Source organism: Aeromonas sp. PS2Canimalfood6 (genome assembly GCF_048276795.1).
GTDB lineage: Bacteria > Pseudomonadota > Gammaproteobacteria > Enterobacterales > Aeromonadaceae > Aeromonas > Aeromonas caviae.
In genome coordinates this window covers 1-17,635 of record NZ_JBLUXC010000029.1, presented here as the reverse complement: position 1 = coordinate 17,635, position 17,635 = coordinate 1, and the positions used below count along the sequence as shown (strand labels likewise).

Annotated in this window: 15 protein-coding genes and 2 pseudogenes; 7 read left to right on the top strand and 10 right to left on the bottom strand. The window is 55.9% G+C overall.

The genetic code is table 11. The features are described from left to right. Window positions 1-8 precede the first annotated feature (8 nt). The gene (locus tag ACNPAA_RS12820) at window positions 9-2,306 is read right to left on the bottom strand and encodes an FdhF/YdeP family oxidoreductase (RefSeq protein ID WP_043156120.1); all 2,298 of its coding nucleotides are present in this window, start codon (window positions 2,304-2,306) and stop codon (window positions 9-11) included. Further along, on the bottom strand, window positions 2,290-3,075 hold the full coding sequence (gene fdhD / locus ACNPAA_RS12815) for a formate dehydrogenase accessory sulfurtransferase FdhD (protein ID WP_323937399.1): 786 nt from the start codon (window positions 3,073-3,075) through the stop codon (window positions 2,290-2,292). The genes ACNPAA_RS12820 and fdhD overlap by 17 nt, the downstream gene beginning before the upstream one ends. 161 nt (window positions 3,076-3,236) lie before the next feature. Here fdhD and ACNPAA_RS12810 point away from each other — a divergent pair, with 161 nt between their 5' ends. Continuing rightward, window positions 3,237-4,115 (top strand): LysR family transcriptional regulator, encoded by an 879-nt coding sequence (locus ACNPAA_RS12810; RefSeq protein WP_171865766.1) that lies wholly within the window; start codon window positions 3,237-3,239, stop codon window positions 4,113-4,115. A gap of 62 nt (window positions 4,116-4,177) precedes the next feature. Here the strand turns inward: ACNPAA_RS12810 and ACNPAA_RS12805 are convergent, their stop codons facing one another. Next, entirely contained in the window at window positions 4,178-5,029 is an 852-nt protein-coding gene (locus ACNPAA_RS12805; protein WP_270835370.1) for a type 1 glutamine amidotransferase domain-containing protein, read from the bottom strand. 129 nt (window positions 5,030-5,158) lie between these two features. Here ACNPAA_RS12805 and ACNPAA_RS12800 point away from each other — a divergent pair, with 129 nt between their 5' ends. The 5 genes from ACNPAA_RS12800 (at window position 5,159) to yjfF (ending at window position 10,970) form a co-directional block, all read left to right on the top strand. After that, on the top strand, window positions 5,159-6,112 hold the full coding sequence (locus ACNPAA_RS12800) for a LysR family transcriptional regulator (protein ID WP_323937401.1): 954 nt from the start codon (window positions 5,159-5,161) through the stop codon (window positions 6,110-6,112). Window positions 6,113-6,395: 283 nt separating this feature from the next. Then, on the top strand, window positions 6,396-7,355 hold the full coding sequence (gene ytfQ / locus ACNPAA_RS12795; RefSeq protein WP_128273170.1) for a galactofuranose ABC transporter, galactofuranose-binding protein YtfQ: 960 nt from the start codon (window positions 6,396-6,398) through the stop codon (window positions 7,353-7,355). 85 nt (window positions 7,356-7,440) lie between these two features. Further along, window positions 7,441-8,949 (top strand): galactofuranose ABC transporter, ATP-binding protein YtfR, encoded by a 1,509-nt coding sequence (gene ytfR / locus ACNPAA_RS12790; protein WP_279982989.1) that lies wholly within the window; start codon window positions 7,441-7,443, stop codon window positions 8,947-8,949. Window position 8,950: 1 nt separating this feature from the next. After that, window positions 8,951-9,970: a galactofuranose ABC transporter, ATP-binding protein YtfT gene (gene ytfT / locus ACNPAA_RS12785; protein ID WP_010674605.1), complete on the top strand. Its 1,020-nt coding sequence runs from the start codon at window positions 8,951-8,953 to the stop codon at window positions 9,968-9,970. Further along, complete coding sequence (gene yjfF, locus ACNPAA_RS12780) at window positions 9,963-10,970, top strand: galactofuranose ABC transporter, permease protein YjfF (RefSeq protein ID WP_045524791.1); 1,008 nt, start codon at window positions 9,963-9,965, stop codon at window positions 10,968-10,970. Before ytfT ends, yjfF begins: the two co-directional genes overlap by 8 nt. 182 nt (window positions 10,971-11,152) lie before the next feature. Here yjfF and ACNPAA_RS12775 read toward each other — a convergent pair whose 3' ends face one another. The 3 genes and pseudogenes from ACNPAA_RS12775 to ACNPAA_RS12765 all read right to left on the bottom strand — a co-directional run. Next, complete coding sequence (locus tag ACNPAA_RS12775) at window positions 11,153-11,290, bottom strand: hypothetical protein (protein WP_417891810.1); 138 nt, start codon at window positions 11,288-11,290, stop codon at window positions 11,153-11,155. A gap of 81 nt (window positions 11,291-11,371) precedes the next feature. Further along, window positions 11,372-11,485: pseudogene (locus ACNPAA_RS12770) on the bottom strand (hypothetical protein); the annotation flags it as partial. A gap of 19 nt (window positions 11,486-11,504) precedes the next feature. Further along, window positions 11,505-11,981, bottom strand: a pseudogene (locus tag ACNPAA_RS12765) (MBL fold metallo-hydrolase); the annotation flags it as partial. A 1,485-nt stretch (window positions 11,982-13,466) separates the two neighbouring features. Between ACNPAA_RS12765 and ACNPAA_RS12760 the strand changes: the two are divergent. Beyond that, a complete protein-coding gene (locus ACNPAA_RS12760; RefSeq protein WP_417891806.1) occupies window positions 13,467-13,661 on the top strand; it encodes a hypothetical protein in 195 nt (64 codons plus the stop codon). Between the two features lie 646 nt (window positions 13,662-14,307). Here ACNPAA_RS12760 and ACNPAA_RS12755 read toward each other — a convergent pair. The 4 genes from ACNPAA_RS12755 to ACNPAA_RS12740 form a co-directional block, all read right to left on the bottom strand. Further along, the gene (locus tag ACNPAA_RS12755) at window positions 14,308-15,327 is read right to left on the bottom strand and encodes a major capsid protein (RefSeq protein ID WP_417891805.1); all 1,020 of its coding nucleotides are present in this window, start codon (window positions 15,325-15,327) and stop codon (window positions 14,308-14,310) included. 67 nt (window positions 15,328-15,394) lie between these two features. Beyond that, window positions 15,395-15,715 (bottom strand): hypothetical protein, encoded by a 321-nt coding sequence (locus tag ACNPAA_RS12750; protein WP_417891804.1) that lies wholly within the window; start codon window positions 15,713-15,715, stop codon window positions 15,395-15,397. Window positions 15,716-15,762: 47 nt separating this feature from the next. After that, window positions 15,763-16,113, bottom strand: a complete 351-nt coding sequence (locus ACNPAA_RS12745) for a hypothetical protein (RefSeq protein ID WP_417891803.1) — start codon at window positions 16,111-16,113, stop codon at window positions 15,763-15,765. A gap of 714 nt (window positions 16,114-16,827) precedes the next feature. Further along, window positions 16,828-17,484, bottom strand: a complete 657-nt coding sequence (locus ACNPAA_RS12740) for a phage baseplate protein (protein ID WP_223954269.1) — start codon at window positions 17,482-17,484, stop codon at window positions 16,828-16,830. Window positions 17,485-17,635: the final 151 nt, after the last annotated feature.

Here is a 17,635-nt window from a genome sequence, read left to right as displayed (position 1 = left end):
TCAGAAGATCAGAGCGTGACAGCCAGGCTCTCGACCGAGGCGGCGCTCGGGGTCACCAGTACGGGCACCGATTTGGAGGTGGGGGTGAAAGAGCCCTCCCCTATGCTCTCGATGGCCACCAGGGGGTTGGTCTCCGGGTAGTAGGCGGCGATGTTGCCTTTCGGGATCTCGTAGAAGATGACGCTAAAGCCCCGCACCACCCGCTCGCGCCCATCGTTGCACACCGCACTCATGTCCACCCGCTGCTCCTCGGCGAGCCCCAGCCTCCTGGCATCCTCCTCGTTCATGAAGACCACATTGCGTCGCCCCTTGATGCCACGATAGCGGTCATCCATGCCATAGATGGTGGTGTTGTACTGATCGTGGGAGCGCAGGCTCTGAAGCAGCAGCACGGGCTGGTCCACCATCTGCTCCGAGTGGCTGGTGCACTCGGGCAGGATGGAGTCCGGCAAACGGCTCGCCCTGAATTCGGCGCGCCCGCTCGCGGTGTTCCAGCGCAGCAGGGCGGCGCTGTTCTCCAGATGGAAGCCGCAGGGCTCCTCGATGCGGCGGTTGAAGTCGCCAAAGCCCGCGATGGTCTCCTCGATGAGATCCCTCAGCAGCCCGTAGTCATCCCGCAGCGCCAGCCAGTCCACCCGATCGCTGCCAAGCGTTGCCTCGGCCATGCGGGCCACGATGTCTATCTCGGAGAGACAGAGCGGCGAGACCGGCTCGTTCATCCCGGTGGAGGCGTGCACCATGCTGAACGTGTCCTCCACGGTGATCTTCTGCACCCCGGTGCGCTGCTGATCGAGCTCGGTACGGCCCAGGCAGGGCAGGATCAGGGCATCTTTTGACACCATGAGGTGGCTGCGGTTGAGCTTGGTGCTGATCTGCACGTTGAGCTCGCTCCTTCGCATCGCTTCATAGGTGAACTCGGTATCCGGCGCGGCGGCTGCCAGGTTGCCCCCAAGGCAGATCAGCACCTTGCTCTTGCCGCCATGAAGGGCTTTGAGGGCCTCGTAGACGTTGTGCCCCGGCGTGCGCTTGAAGCCCACCGGGAAACAGCGCTCCAGGCGATCGAGGAAGGCGGCATTGGGTTTCTCGTTGATCCCCATGGTGCGGTTGCCCTGCACGTTGCTGTGACCGCGCACCGGACAGAGTCCGGCCCCCGGCTTGCCAATCTGGCCGCACATCAGGTGCAGGTTGACGATTTCGCGAATGGTGTCGACCGAATGTTTGTGCTGGGTGATCCCCATGGCCCAGCAGCTGATCACGCTCTCGCTGCTTGCGAAGATCTGCGCCGCCCGTGTGATCGCCTCCCGACCGAGGCCGGATTGCGCCTCGATCTGCGTCCACTCCGTGGCCTTCACCTGGGCCAGGTAGTCGTCAAAGTGCGCGGTGTGCTGCTCGATAAAGGCGAGATCGATGCGCCCCCCCTCCTCTTCCAGAATGTATTTCGCCATGCCGCGAATGGCCGCCATGTCACCGCCAAGTTTTGGCGTGAGGTACTGGTGGCTGATGGTGGTGGCCGCCGGGGTCAGTAGCTCCGCCGGGCTCTGGGGGCTCGCGAAGCGCTCGAGGGCCACCTCTTTGAGGTTGTTGAAGGTGACGATCTGGCACCCCTGGCGCGCCGCCTTGCGCAGGGCGTTCATCATGCGCGGGTGGTTGGTGCCCGGGTTCTGGCCAAAGACGAAGATGGCTTTGGCGGCGTCGAAATCATCGAGCACCACGGTGCCCTTGCCCACCCCGACGGACTGGATAAGCCCCACCCCGCTCGCCTCGTGGCACATGTTGGAGCAGTCGGGGAAGTTGTTGGTGCCATAGAGGCGGCCAAACAGCTGATAGAGGTAGGAGGCTTCGTTGCTGGCGCGTCCCGAGGTGTAGAACTCCACCTCGTCGGGGCTGGCCAGACTCTTGAGTTTGTCGGCGATGAGGGCAAACGCCTGATCCCAGCTCACCGGCTCGTAGTGATCGGTGGCCGGGTTGTAGCGCAAGGGCTCGGTCAGTCGCCCCTGGTATTCGAGCCAGTAGTCGCTCTGGGTGGCGAGACGGCGCACCGAATGCTCGGCGAAGAAATCGGCCCCCACCGTCTTGCCGGTGGATTCCCAGGCCACCGCCTTGGCGCCGTTCTCGCAAAACTGGAAGGCCCCCTGCTTGTTGTCACCCCAGGCGCAGCCGGGACAGTCAAAGCCGTCGGTCTGGTTGACCCGCAGCAGGTTCTTGATGTTCTGGCGGGTCTTCTGGCTGCGCAGCACCTGCTTGAAGGTGGACTGCAAGGAGGAAAAGCCGCCGGCCTTGGCCGGTTTTTCAATATGACTGGACATGGGAGTCTCCAACGTGATCCAGGGCGCGGGGGCTGGCATAGCAGACCGGGGCATCGGATCGGGGCACATGGATCAGGGTCAGGTTGTACTTCAGGGCCAGTCGCACCGCGAGCTGACTGGGAGAGGCAAGGCTGATGAGGTGAGCGGCGCCAAATTGCACCGCCTTGTGAATGAGTTCGCTGCCGCAGCGACTGGTGATGACCAGGGTGGCAGCCTGCACCGGCTGGCGCAGCTGCATGCCGATGAGCTTGTCCAGGGCGTTGTGCCGCCCTATGTCCTCCCGGCAGGCCAGGATCTCGCCGCGATCATCCAGCGCCAGGGCGGCATGAAGGGCGCCGCTCTGGCGGGCCTTGCTCTGCCAGGGGACGATGCGCTCCCGCAGATCCTGCAAAGAGGCGGTGTCGAAGGGGGCGCCCGGGGTCAGCGGGGTGAGCACGGGCAACGCATGTTCGATGGCCTCCACGCCGCAGATGCCACAGCCGCTGGCACCGGCCAGGCGGCGCTTGCGCTGGCCAAGCATTGCCAGACAGCGGTTGGCGATGGTGACATCGAGCACGATGCCGTGCTCGGACGGGGTGCTCTGGATATCGTGTACATCATGGTTGCCCCCGATGATCCCCTCGCCAAACAGAAAACCGATGGCGAAATCGTCGAGATCGTCCGGGGTGGCCATCATGACGGCATGGTTGATGCCGTTGATGTTGACGGACACGGCCACCTCCTCCACCAGCTCATCCAGACTGGGCAACCGTGAATTGAAAGGGATCATGCGAGACGCTTATAAGCTGTATTCGGGCCTCAAGTTTAGATAAGCCGCCGCGCCAAAACCAATGAAACAAATCTATTCACCAATAGATAACTTCTATTGCCATCGGGATGTCGATTGATTAAATTTGTCGCTCATTGCCTTTGCCTGCTGCCATTACCACGATGAATATCAAGCAGTTGCACTATTTCTACGAGCTGGCCCAGCACCGTCACTTCGCCAAGGCGGCCAAGGCTTGCTTCATCACCCAGCCGACCCTGTCGGCCAGCATCACCGCCCTGGAGAAGTCACTTGGCACCGAACTGGTGGTGCGCAACAGCCAGTTCGTAGCCCTGACCCAGGCGGGGGAAGTGGTGCTGCACCACGCCGAGCGGATGCTTCAGGAACAGGATGCCATGCGCCAGGAGCTCAGCCTCTTTCGGGGCGGGCTGTCGGGGGCGCTGCGCATCGGCGTCGTGCCCCAGTCGAGCATCGACATCATGCCGCTGCTCAAGGGGTTCAATGACGCCTACCCCAAGGTGGGCCTGCACCTCTGCGTGATGACCCATGCCACCCTGATGGAGCAGCTGGATCTGCATCGCATCGACATCGGGCTCGGCTTTGACGAGTTGCTCACCGAGCATCAGCGCCGCTCCCTCGACGTCCAGCTTCGCCACCCCAACCCCATGGCCCTGCTGGGCCCCCTGCCTGCCCACTGCGCCTCGACCGGGCCGCTGACCCTGGCGGACCTGCAAGATCTCCCCCTGATCCTGCCAAGCACCACCATGCAGTTTCGCCGCTACCTGGACGAGGCCGCCGCCCGCCAGCAGATCAGCCTGCGGGTGGTGCTGGAGACCGACTCCCTGTTCCACCTGGTCAACGGGGTGAGCCACGGCCTCGGCTGCGCCGTGGTCAGCGCCGGCATCGCCGCCACCGCCCAGCAGCTCTTCAAACTGCCCTGCCATCCCTTGAGCGATGCGAGCGCAGGCACCATCGCCTTCATCACCCGAAAACACAGTGTCACCCCCGCCATGAAGGCGTTTCTCGCCAAGGCTGGGGCATGAAAAAGGCAGCCCATGGGGGCTGCCTGCACTGATCAAGGGGGGAACTTGCGCCTCTCCTGGCGTCAGCCTGCCCCTTGCTGTTTGTCCAGCGCCGCGATGAAGGCGCTCGCCAGGGCGTGATCGGAGAAGGGATTCTGGCCTGTGATGAGCTCGCGATCGATCACAACGCCAGGCTGCCAGGGTGCCACGAACTGCATGCTGCCACCGGCCTGGGCCATGGCCTTCGCCGGGTAGTAGCGCAGCTTGTCACCCCCAAGGGAGCCTTCAAACACCGCCTCTTCCTTGTCGGAGAAGATGGTCATCCTGTAACCGTCGTAGATCCACTCTCTGGCGCCGTCCGCCTTGCCTGCAATGACCGACGGCTCGAACCCGGCCGGATCCGCCTGTGCCGCCAGCAGCGCGATGGGGCCGTGGCAGATGGCGGCCGTGGGTTTGTGGTTGTCATGGAAGTGGCGAAGCAGGGTCCCCACCTCGGGATCCTTGGCAAGATCGATGAGGGGCGCGTGGCCGCCGGGAATGAAGAGGCCGGCATAGCGCTCGGGACCGGATGCCAGCACCTCCCTCAGGGAGAGCACCTTGCCGGCGCCAAGCAGCCCCTCCACGACGGCGCCGATGCGCACCATCTCCTGCGGGTTGCCACCAAAGTACTGGGGATCGACGGAGTGTTTGTCGACAACGGGCCGGTTCCCTCTCGGGGTCACCGGGGTCAGGGTATAACCGGCCTCCAGCAGGGCGGCGGCAGGCACCCCCAGTTCATTTTGGTAGAAGCCGGTGGTCAGGCTCTTGCCCCCTTGCAGCGGCAGTTCGGTCTCGCTCGAGAGCAGCACCAGGATCTCGCCTTTCGGGGCGGCGCTGGCCGCAGCGGAGGTCGCCAGCAGCAGTGAGGCCAACACGGCCTTGAGGGTGTTCTTCATCGTGATCTTCCTTTTGATGGCAGTGATCGTTTGTGCGGCAAGGGTGCCGCGATGGATGACGAATTTACTGATTACCCACAGGCGAATAAACTCACGCCATTGAACTTGTTTATTTACATGGATGAACATATGTCCCGTGCCTTCGACCCCGTCCAGCTCGGCACCATAGAGCTCTTTTGCAAGGCAGCCGAACTTGGCAGCTTTACCGCCACGGCTCAGGTACTGGGGGTAACGCCCGCCTCAGTGAGCCGCTCCATCCAGCGTCTCGAGGCCAGGCTCGGCGTCAAACTCTTCCATCGCACCACCCGCAGCGTGCGCCTCACCCATGACGGGGAGCTCTATCGGGAACAGTGCCAGCAAGCGCTCGAGCAGATCGCCGAGGCCGAGCGGGCCATCACCGGTCGCCAGCGCCACCCCAGAGGAGTGCTGCGCATCAGCGTGGGCACCGTCTATGCCCACCACCGTCTGGTGCCCCTGCTGCCGGGCTTCATGGCGGCCTATCCCGAGGTCGAACTGGAGCTCAATGTCTCCAACAGGAACATCGACTTCGTGGAGGATGGTTACGATCTGGCCATCCGGCTGGGAGAGCCGCGCGATGGGCGGATCATCGCCCGCAAGCTGGAGGATGCCAGCCTCGGGGTCTTCTGCGCCCCCGATTATGCCGCCCGCCGCCCCGCGCCAACCTCCCTGGAGATGCTGTCGCAACACGAGCTGATCCAGTTCATCACCCCGAGCACGGGTCGCCCCTTCCCCTGGCAGTTCGTGAACGAGCAGGGGGACCCTGTCGACCTTCATGTTCAGAGCAGACAGCGGGTGCTTGACGATGTGCTGGCGGGCCTGGGCTGGGCGGTGGCTGGGGGCGGTCTGTTCCAGATCTACCATTTCGTGGCGACCGAGGCGCTGTTGCAAGGCAAGCTGATCGAGGTGATGACCCCCTTTGCGGGGCGATCCCGCCCCTTCTACGCCCTCTATCCACAGCACCGTCACCTCTCGGCCCGGGTCCGGGCCTTCGTGGATTATCTGCTGGCAGCGGTGCACCCAGAGGGGTCGCCTGTGCCAGGGGAATATCCCCCTCTTCGTTGACGAGGGCCCCTCATCTGCGTGCCTGCGCCCCCGATACCGGGGGCAAAAAGCAGGTGGCACTCTGGACACAATGGTTGCCTAATTAAATAAATATGCATAAAAATCAATACTGGCAGGGCTAGATATATGAACTCTTCTGCTGTTTGTATGAAGCATCGTGCTGCTGAAAACTTTCTGTGAGCCACCTCCCGCCGTTTAATTCAAGAGCCTATAACCTTGACCCGTACAATAAAAACCTGACGTGTTCCGGTTTATTTCACCATGCATCACAAAGGAGTGTCATATGTATAAAAAAGTGAAACTGGCGAGCATTATCAGCACCCTTATTCTCTCGGCCACTGCATATTCTGCAGAGATGACCGTGGGCTTTTCTCAAATTGGTTCTGAATCCGGGTGGCGAGCTGCAGAAACATCGGTCGCCAAGAGCGAGGCCCAAAAACGCGGCATCATCCTGAAAATTGCCGATGCCCAGCAGAAACAGGAGAACCAGATCAAGGCCATTCGCTCCTTTATTGCCCAGGGGGTGGATGCCATCTTTATTGCCCCCGTGGTACAGACTGGCTGGGAGCCGGTATTGCAGGAGGCGAAAGAGGCCGAGATCCCGGTCTTCCTGCTGGATCGCAATATCACGGTAAAAGATGACGGTCTCTTCATGACCGGGGTCGCCGCCGACAGCGTCCACGAAGGGGAAGTGGCGGCCCAGTGGCTCATCAAGCAGCAGGATGGCAAACCGTGCAACGTGGTGGAATTGCAGGGCACGGTGGGTGCCAGCGTGGCGCTGGATCGCAAGAAGGGCTTCCTCGACACCGTCGCGGCCGTGCCCACCATCAAGATCATCCGCACCCAGTCCGGCGACTTCACCCGCAGCAAAGGCAAGGAGGTGATGGAGAGCTTCATCAAGGCGGAAAATAGCGGCAAGAATATTTGCGCCGTCTACGCCCATAACGATGACATGGCCATCGGCGCCATCCAGGCCATTAAAGAGGCCGGGCTGAAACCGGGCAAGGATATCAAGATCATCTCCATCGATGGCGTGCCGGATATTTTCAAGGCGATGATCGCAGGCGAAGCCAATGCCTCGGTGGAGCTCACGCCGAATATGGCGGGACCGGCCTTCGATGCCCTGCTGGCCTATAAGAAAGATGGCACCCTGCCCCCCAAACATATCAAGACGGAGTCCAAACTGTTTGAGCCCGGGAGTGCCGAGGCGCAGCTCGAGCTGAAAAAAGACATGGGTTATTAATCCCGCTCCCCTGCCAGACTGTCACATAGCGCGCCATATAAGTGATTGAACTTGTATGGCGCGCTATATCGGAGAGCCAATATTCATGTCAGAGAACACTCACGATGTCGTATTGAATGCCCGCGGAATATGCAAGGCGTTTCCCGGAGTACGGGCCCTGCATCAGGTGGACTTCTCCCTGCGCCGCGGAGAGATCATGGCGCTGCTCGGCGAGAACGGGGCCGGCAAGTCCACGTTGATCAAGACCCTCACCGGTGTCTATCAGCGAGACGCCGGCCGTATCGAACTCGATGGCGTCCCCATCTCCCCGACGGACACCGCCCATGCCCAGCGTCTGGGGATAGGCACCGTCTATCAGGAGGTCAACCTGCTGCCGAACATGTCGGTGGCGGACAACCTCTTCATCGGCCATGAGCCCCGCCGTTTCGGCTTCATCGACCGGGGCGCCATGATCCGGCAGGCCAGCGCCATCATGGCCAGCCACGGCTTCGAGATGGATGTCACCCTGCCCCTCGACCACTATTCGGTCGCCATGCAGCAGATCGTGGCCATCGCCCGGGCGGTGTCACTCTCCGCCAGGATCCTGATCCTGGACGAGCCCACCGCGAGCCTGGATGCCAGCGAAGTCCAGATGCTCTTCTCCCTCATGACGCGCCTGCGGGATCAGGGGGTGAGCCTCATCTTCATCACCCATTTTCTCGATCAGGTCTACGCCATCAGCGATCGCATCACAGTGCTGCGCAACGGCGAGCTGGTCGGCACCCGCGACACCCAGGCACTGCCACAACTGGAGCTGGTCAAGATGATGCTGGGACGCGAGCTGGACGACAATGCCCTCAAGCGGGCGGGCAAGACACTGCGCAGCAACCAGCCCATGGTGTCGTTCAGGGACTATGGCAAGCGGGGAGTCATCGCCCCCTTCAGTCTCGACGTCATGCCCGGGGAGATAGTGGGCCTCGCCGGCCTGCTCGGGTCCGGTCGTACCGAGACCGCCGAGCTGATGTTCGGCATAGTGCCGAGCGACAGCGGCGAGTGCCGGGTGCGGGACAAGCCGGTGACCATCCGCTCTGCACGCCAGGCGGCCGCCAACGGCTTTGGTTTCTGCCCGGAGGATCGCAAGAGCGCCGGCATCATCGCCTCGGCCTCGGTGCGGGAGAACATGGTGCTGGCCCTGCAAGCCCAGCGGGGCTGGTTGCATCCCCTGTCTCGCAAGGAGCAGGACGAGATCACCGCCCGCCTCATCGAGCAGTTGGCCATCAAGACCCCGGGACCGGAGCAGCCCATCCAGTTTCTCTCCGGGGGCAACCAGCAAAAGGTGCTGCTCGCCCGCTGGCTGCTCACCAAACCCCAGTTCCTGATCCTGGACGAGCCTACCCGGGGCATCGACGTGGGGGCCCACGCCGAGATCATCCGCCTCATCGAATCCCTCTGCGCCAACGGGCTGGCCCTGCTGGTCATCTCCTCCGAGCTCGAGGAGCTGGTGGGCTATGCCGATCGGGTGATCGTCCTTCGTGACAGAAAACAGGTGGCAGAGCTTGCGACGGACGCCCTGAGCGTCCCTGCCATCATGAACGCCATTGCATGTGAGGCCTGATATGACGTCATCCATTCTCCCCCTCGCCAAGGGGTCGCGCGCCCGCAGGGAGTGGCCCACGGGCTCGGCCCAGTGCGCCGCCCTGGTGTGCGTGCTGCTCATCAATGCCCTGGTCGCCGACAACTTCTTCGCCATCCACATCCAGGATGGGCGGCTGTTTGGCAGCCTCATCGACATCCTCAACCGCTGTGCCCCGGTGGCCCTGCTCTCCCTCGGCATGACGCTGGTGATCGCCACCGGCGGCATCGACCTGTCGGTGGGCGCAGTCATGGCCATCAGCGGGGCCACCATGGCCAGCCTGGCCACCGGCGGTCACAGCCTGCCGGTCATCTTCGCCGCCGTCATCGGGGTGGGCCTTCTGTGCGGCCTGTGGAACGGCCTGCTGGTGGCGGTGTTCAAGATCCAGCCCATCGTCGCCACCCTGATCCTCATGGTGGCGGGCCGGGGCATCGCCCAGCTCATCACCGAGGGGCAGATCATCACCTTCAACAACGACGCACTCGCCTGGATCGGCAGCGGCTCCCTCTTCTATCTGCCCACCCCGGTCATCATCACCCTGGGTATGGCGCTGCTGCTCTGGCTGCTGACCAAACGCACCGCCCTCGGCCTCTTCATCGAAGCGGTGGGGATCAACATCAAGGCCGCCAAGAACGCCGGGCTCAACACCCCCATGGTGGTGATCGCCACCTACCTGTTGAGCGGCATGATGGCCGCCGTCGCTGGCATGATAGTCGCCGCCGACATCCGGGGTGCCGATGCCAACAACGCCGGGCTCTGGCTCGAGATGGACGCCATTCTCGCGGTGGTGATAGGAGGCACCTCCCTGATGGGGGGGCGCTTCAACCTCGCCCTCTCCCTGATCGGCATACTGATCATCCAGGGGGTGAACACCGGGATCCTGCTCTCCGGCTACCAGCCCCAGTGGAACCAGATCGTCAAGGCCCTGGTGGTGCTGGCGGTGCTGGTCATGCAATCACCGGCCCTCAACCACCTCTTCCAGCGAGGGACTCGCCATGTTTAAACGCAACCTCCCCCTGATGGTGACCATCATGGTCTTCGTGCTGGGCTATCTACTCTGCCTGGCCTCCTTCCCTGCCTTCATGTCCACCCGCATCATCTGCAACATCCTGACGGACAACGCGTTTCTGGGAATAGTGGCGGTGGGCATGACCTTCGTCATCCTCTCGGGGGGCATCGATCTGTCGGTGGGGGCCGTCATCGCCTTCACCGGCGTGCTGCTGGCAACCCTCATCGGGAAGCTGGGCGTCAGCCCCGTGCTGGCCATCCCTCTGGTGCTGGTGCTCGGAGCAGGCTTTGGCGCCCTCATGGGCTGGCTCATCGACACCCTGAAGATCCCCGCCTTCATCATCACCCTGGCGGGCATGTTCTTCCTGCGGGGGGCCAGTTTTCTCATCTCCGAGCAGTCCCTGCCCATCGATCACCCCAGCTTCACCTATCTGTCGAGCCTGTCGTGGAAGATACCGGGGGGCGGTCGCCTGAGCCTGCTGGCCCTCATCATGCTGGCGGTGGTGGTCTTCGGCATCCTGCTCGCCAACCGCACCCGCTTTGGCAACAACGTTTACGCCATCGGCGGCAACGCCACCTCGGCAGCCCTGATGGGGATCTCGGTGCGCCACACCACCATTCGCATCTACCTGCTCTCCACCACCCTGGCGACCCTGGCAGGCATCGTGTTCGCGCTCTATACCTCGGCGGGCTATCCGCTCGCCGCCGTCGGGGTGGAGCTCGATGCCATCGCCGCCGTGGTGATCGGCGGCACCCTGCTGAGCGGCGGGGTGGGCACCGTCTTCGGCTCCCTGTTCGGGGTGCTGATCCAGGGGTTGATCCAGACCTACATCAACTTCGACGGCACCCTCAGCTCCTGGTGGACCAAGATCATCATCGGCCTGCTGCTGTTCAGCTTCATCGCCCTGCAGCGCCTGCTGATCCTGGTCTCGGAGCACCGCAAGGCCAACAAGCCAGGTCCTTTCAAGCGCCAGGTTGCCGCCCAGCCCGAGTGAGGTATCAGCAAGACTCTGGTGGCAGAAGATAACGCGGCAAGGCGCTCCCATGCGCCCTCCCCGCCTGGTCATAGCTGGCCCGGCACAGAGGATGGGGAGGCAGCGGGGGCGCTCACAGGGCCCGCCCCCAGCCTCCCGCACGCCCCTTTGAGGGGTGACACCGTCTTTGGAGGGCACTCAGGTCAATCGCGCCACCAGGGGCTGCCCTCATGGGGGCTCAGCACCTCCAGAGGCTCTCCCATGACAGGCGTGGTCAGGGGGATCTGTTGCTCGGCAGCCAGTCGGGCAATCTGCTCAAGCGGGTCGTTCCAGCGGTGCATGGCCAGATCGAAGGTGCCGTTGTGCACCGGATAGAGCCATTTCCCCCCGAGATCGTGAAACGCCTGCGCCGTCTGCGCCGGGAGCATGTGCACCAGCTCCCAGCGCTTGTCGTAGGCCCCGGTCTCGAGGAAGGCCACGTCGAACGGACCGTAGCCTGCCAATCTCCTTGAAACCGTCGAAGTAGCCGCTGTCACCGCTGAAGAAGAGGTTGACCCCCTCGCCGCGAATGACCCAGGAGGCCCAGAGGGTCTGGTTGCCGTCCCCGAGGCCACGGCCGGAGAAATGCTGGGCCGGGGTCGCTACCAGGGTGACACCGCTCACCCGGGTCTGCTGCCACCAGTCCAGTTCGCGGATCTTCTCCTTCGCAATCCCCCAGGCCACGAGGCGCGCCCCCACCCCGAGGGGCGTGATGAAGTGGCCGACCTTCTCCTGCAGCGCCAGTATGGCCCCGTGATCGAGATGGTCGTAGTGATCATGGGAGAGGATCACCCCCTCGATGGGAGGCAGCGCCTCCAGGGTGATGGGCGGTTGATGCCAACGCTTGGGGCCGAACCACTGCACCGGCGAGGCCCGCTCGCTGAACACGGGATCCGTCAGCCAGAACGTGCCCTGCAACTTCAGCAGCAGAGTGGAGTGGCCGAGGCGCCACACGCTGTTGTCCGGCGCCGCGATGACCCCCTCCCGGGTCATGACCTGTACCGGAATGGCGCGATCCGGCACCGTGCCCTCAGGCTTGGCGAACAGGAAGTCCCACCAGAGCCTGACCCCTTCCCAGAGGCTTCGCGCCTGGGGTGTCACGGCATTGTTGAACCGGCCCCCCTGATATTGCGAGGAGTCCGGGTGTTCGGGCAGGCCCGGTTTGAGTAGAGATGCGATCATGCCAATCATCAGGGCTCCTTTGAGCAACCACAGAAAACGACGCCCCTCAAGGGCGCGAAAAGAGGCTGACGGGTTCTGCAATCTGACACGCCTGTCAGCCTGGTCTCTGGTGAGTCGGGAGCAACCCCTGCACGGGGCCGCACCTTCCATAAAACAGAACGGGAGAGTCGCACGGTATGAAACCGGTGCCCGGCGTCTTCAGCAACGGCAAGATAGCCTGCCCGGGCTCCCGCCACCAGAGGGGGTCGCGTTGCCGCGTGGCCCCGGCATGGTGTCGCGTCACGCACATGGCCTCACCTGCTCTGCCGGCGCCAAAACAAGGAGGCGTCAGATGGCGTACTGCAAGAGCTTGCAGTGCTGAAAGTCAGAAGATGGCTGGGCCATAGAGGCCACGGGAGGTGACTGAGGGAAAGCATGATCTCAAGGGGACAGTGCTGAAGATCAAGAGGAAGTTTGAGCCAGGCGCGGTCTGAAGCCTGATAAACGCCCATAGGGCACAGGCTCACCTTGCGGTAGAGCAAATAGCATGTGAAGAGAGCTGAAAATGCACTTTGAAGACTCCTGATTCATCCACATGAAGTGGATTACCAAGAGGTCTGAAGGGGGTATTAGCTGTAACTTGTTGAATGGCAGAAACAGGTGGTGGCCCTACCAGCTTATTTATTCCACTATAAGACGTAACTCAGCACCTTCAACATGGGTTTAAACCACATGTAATGAACTGAATTATATCGCTAATTACCCCAATAATCCATCTAAAACACCGTTTAATCAGGCGACTAAAAAGACACAGAAAGCGAATATAAAATCACGCCGTACTCTTACTTAATCAGTCCCCCTACCCTGCAAGCCTTACGTGATACGGCTTGAGCCAACAATGGCGGATCTCGGCCAATTTATGTGGTGTTAGACAATATCAACTTTTCAACCCTCTAATGGTTTCACAAGTTACAAAAGTACCCTCTCACAGGGGAATTGACGTGCCACAAGTGAGCTACAGACGTGCTACAAAACCGAATAGTTATTGAATGAACAATATGGTTGTACCCTACAACTTTATGATGTGCTCACTTGTTAGAGATAACAGGAAGAAGCAAGGACATTGCTGGATGTGTAGTGGCTCATTGAGCCACCTTGATTGCACTGTGTCACACATAGACAGACAAACAGCAATAACAACAATGGTTTACAGTATGTTTAGTGGCACACATTGATAGATAGAGGGATCATGCAGGAGCAGAAGCAGGACAGAACAGGCCAAAGGCCCTGTATTACTGTTGATTGTGGATAACACTGATGGCTGTGGATAAGTTTAGATATGAGCTAAAAAGACTAAATACATTCAATAATTATGCTTGTGATATTTTAAAGTTATTAGAGCAAATTGTTAGCGCTGGCGGCTGGTGTCAAGTGGATAAAATCAATATCGGAATTAAAATCTTTTTTTCGGTATATACAGGGCTTACAGAGGGCATATTTAACAGCAAATAATATATTGGTGTTGATAGGTTTGTAATCAGATTGATATTTATTGTTACAACCAAATTTGGTTGTAGCCTTGTGCATCAAGGGTTACAGCGGGGTTTGGGGTGTATTGTGTAAATATGGTATTGTGCTAAATCAACACAAATAGACTCAATTGGAAATTTCACAATTAAATCGAATTAATTGATTTAAATTGAATTTAATATATTTTAATAGTGCCATAAAAGAAAAAGGCCACCTGATAAACAGATAGCCTTTTAAGAATTAAATTTAAATTTCAATTTTACACTATCAATCTTTTTCATAACGATATCGAAATTTGCCTCGACTCAACCCCATAATGTCCGCAAGTTTGGACAGGTTGATAAATCGTTTAATATCTTAAAGTCTGGTTGTTTTTGTAACAGTAGCCCAGCCTTCGCTGGTAAGTTGTTCAACGGTGACTCTAATTGTCATAATATCCCCTTAATCTTTTACAAACAAAGCATATATAATATAAATTATAAATGGTGGCAAAACAAAACCAAACAATTGGAATATGCCTAACCATATCCAACAACAAAACAATATAGTCAACAAAGAAAGGGACAACCTAAAATAAATCAAATTGTCCCCCGTTATCTATATTAATTGAGGCCCTTTCGGAGCCTCATTAGGCATTAGTTGATTTAACTACAGCGTTAGGCATTAGGTTGATTGGCAACATACTGAATTCAGTACAGGTATCAACCATGTTATATTTATCCCTGACAATATAACTAAACACCTCTTGTGGGCCTGCATTAGCGAGTTCAAACTGGCGAGCAGCGGGGCCATAGTGTTTGGTATAAACCTTAGATTGCGCACCCAGCACAGGCACATAATAGGCTGTATTGTTTACAATGCCGTGATCTGCATAATCGTCACAGATAAACAGCACACCACCATAAACAAACATCTGATAAGCAGCGAGGACAGCCCCGTAGCTCCCCATAACGTGCTCTACAACTGCACCATCAACACCGCCATTCAGAATCACTTCACGGACTTTAGGATGGGAGCGGAAAGCATCAAAGTAATCAGGAGACGCAAAGCAAACAATTTTAGTTAGGAAGTCTGCACGGTCGCCTAGTTCCTTTTTAATTGTGCGCTGAACCTTCATTACAAATGTGTCAGGGTCAGATGTTGCATCACCAAGGTCAATATTCATAGTTTGTTGATTCTTACCAACAATAACTTGGTTATCTACCTGTTCTTCTTGAGTATATTTTGCATTGACGTTGTTGTGGAATAGACAATCAGCGAAATACTTCTCTTGAATTCGGCCCTGTTTAAGGCGCTGATTCATGCCGAGATCTGCTATCACGTCTTCCGCAGTCATTTGTTCAGCAGAGCCAGGGCGGCGCTTGCCTTGCCACATAGCGGGGCGAACAGCATCTTGGAATGCCCAGTGGGGCAGCTCCATATTCTGAAGTTTCGCAAGAGACCGCACAGTGTAATCCCATTCGCTACCATGTCGCATAACAGGATCAGCATTGTTTTGGTCATTACCTAGATTAATATCAAAAGAGAAATTAGGAGAGGAATGGCCATAAGGTTGAAACAGCCCCATTTGTGTTAGGAGGCGTTTACGAATGCCGCTATCCTCGAAAGCATCAGAGAAGTCTACAAAATTATAATCTGAAATATTCATGTTGTGTTTTCCTATTCTTAATTGAGGCGGGAGCCTCGGTGCCTTACGGCACTATTGATTATTATTATTAAACTAGACGGATTTTGTCTGCGGCTTTAATCAGTTGGAGTGCTTTCGTTTTATCAGTGGCATATAGGCTTTCTTTTTTCAATGCACACAGACGGTCGAAAACAACAGCATATTTGCTACCAGCTTCGCAACCATCTGCAATGACATAACAAACAGTGCTGCCAGTAACAACAAGTGCGCCATTTGCATCAACACAAGCACCCGGCTTGAGGTCAATAGTAGGTGCAGTGGCAAATTCAACGGTCATAACTTCCCAATTTGAATCAAGGGAGAAAGCCAGTACGTCACGGCGGTTCAGTGGTTCAATACCTTTCAGCATTTTATTTTCCTTATATTATTTGTATTTTTTATTTAGTTTCAAAACAATCAAGATTTCAAATATCCACCATTGTTTAAAATAGTGATGATATCGTTGTAACTTTCTGCATCTGAAACGAACTGATTAAAAAGAACATCAACCATCTCAGAATCTTGAAGGAATGATGTAAACGCCTTTTTTACTTCTGCATCTGTATAACCATAACTAACAGATTTAGTGACGTCTTTTGTTTTCAAGATAATTGGTTGAGTGCGGTTATTTGCCGGAGGGTTTTCTGAATGGCAAACCGCAAGGTGCGGATGAAATGTCTTAGAATCGCTTTCTGCCTTCTTAACATCTTTTGATGTTTTGTTAGGATACAAAAAGCTACTGATCTTTTGTTTGTCTTCGGGTTTCATGTTGACTCCCAACATTTAGATTTGATTTAATTATTTTAATTGTTTTAATTATTCAAAATAACATGTGTGCTAAACCCTTATAAATGAAGGCATAGCCAGATATTAATTTTATTTGTTTGTAATTTCCTGATTTATTTTCAATTAAATTCATTATTTCAGCCAAGTATGGTTGTAGCTATGCAATAAAAAAAGCAGCCTTTGCAGACTGCCGTTTTTAAATACACCAAGGAGGAGGAGTAATGAATAAAACTAAAGGAAATAACAAGAGAGGAATGAAACCATTAAAGCAAAAATGTGAGGTAAAGCTAAATGATTTTGTTAGATATCAAAATAGTTTATCTAACAGAATAATTCAGACATTAAAATATGAGGCTGTGTTACTGCACAATCCATACTAATAAAGCCGAGGTTTTTAAGCTCGGCTTTATGAGACTAATAAACTCAAATCGCAACTCGCAATCACAACAAAAGTAATTAGTTTTACGGAGGAACAAAAGAGGCTCAATTCTCTTATTCTTCTTTAAATATTCTAAAACTAAAACATTTAAAGAAAAATATATGGCTATCTTGCTGAAGGATAGCCCATATTAATTATATCGAAGTTATAAATGAATCGAAGATAATAGCGTCTTGAGTTCTATTACTTAATTCAACTTATAATACTATGTTATCATAAAAACACAAATTATTCAATAGTTAGCAACCATATTTGGTTTATTTTTTTACATTTTGTTCAAAGAATTTAAATTGTGGGCTATTAGGGTCAATTGCGGGCTTTGTTATTTCTACACGTTTATGAAAATCCTCTACTTTATTATTCTTGTTGCCCAAGTTATTATTTGTTTGTGCAGAATTTTTTAAACTCTCACCAACATTCACAGCAAGTACCGTGCGACCTACAGTTACTTTTCGCATTTCTGTTAGTGTGACACTAAAAACCATTTGGTCTAACGGGCCTTCTCGGCTCATATCTAAATCTGTAATAACGTAATTGCTAATTGAGCCTTCTTCAAACTCTAAAGAGACCCCAGCACGACTGTCACGAGCTGTTTTTAACACCTCATAAGCTTTATTTATACGTTCTGAAGTTTTTGGTGATTTTTCATCAGTATTTATATCCCATTCTACATCCTTATTGACATAATATGGGGCGGTTGTGATTACACCTTTAAATCTAAATGTGCCATCAGGGCTAAATACGTGGTCTGTGATATCTGAACGTGATTCTATAGCATATTGTGTCTTTTCATTTTGTAATAAGATATTATAATTTTGGACACTATCAAAAATCATAACAATATCAGATGAATTTGTCGGTTTTTGTGTCTTGTTATGTTTATTGCCACTAATGAACATTGTGTAATTTGGCATTCCAATCCTCTATATTGAGGGGCTACATTTAAGGTTCTTCGCGGGATCTTGGGGAAGTGGAAGTTGACAGACAGGGTGCTGGTAAACTGGCTGTCTCCAAACACACCACCACCATCACCCTGCTGTCGCCGTGCATCATATTGATATTGCC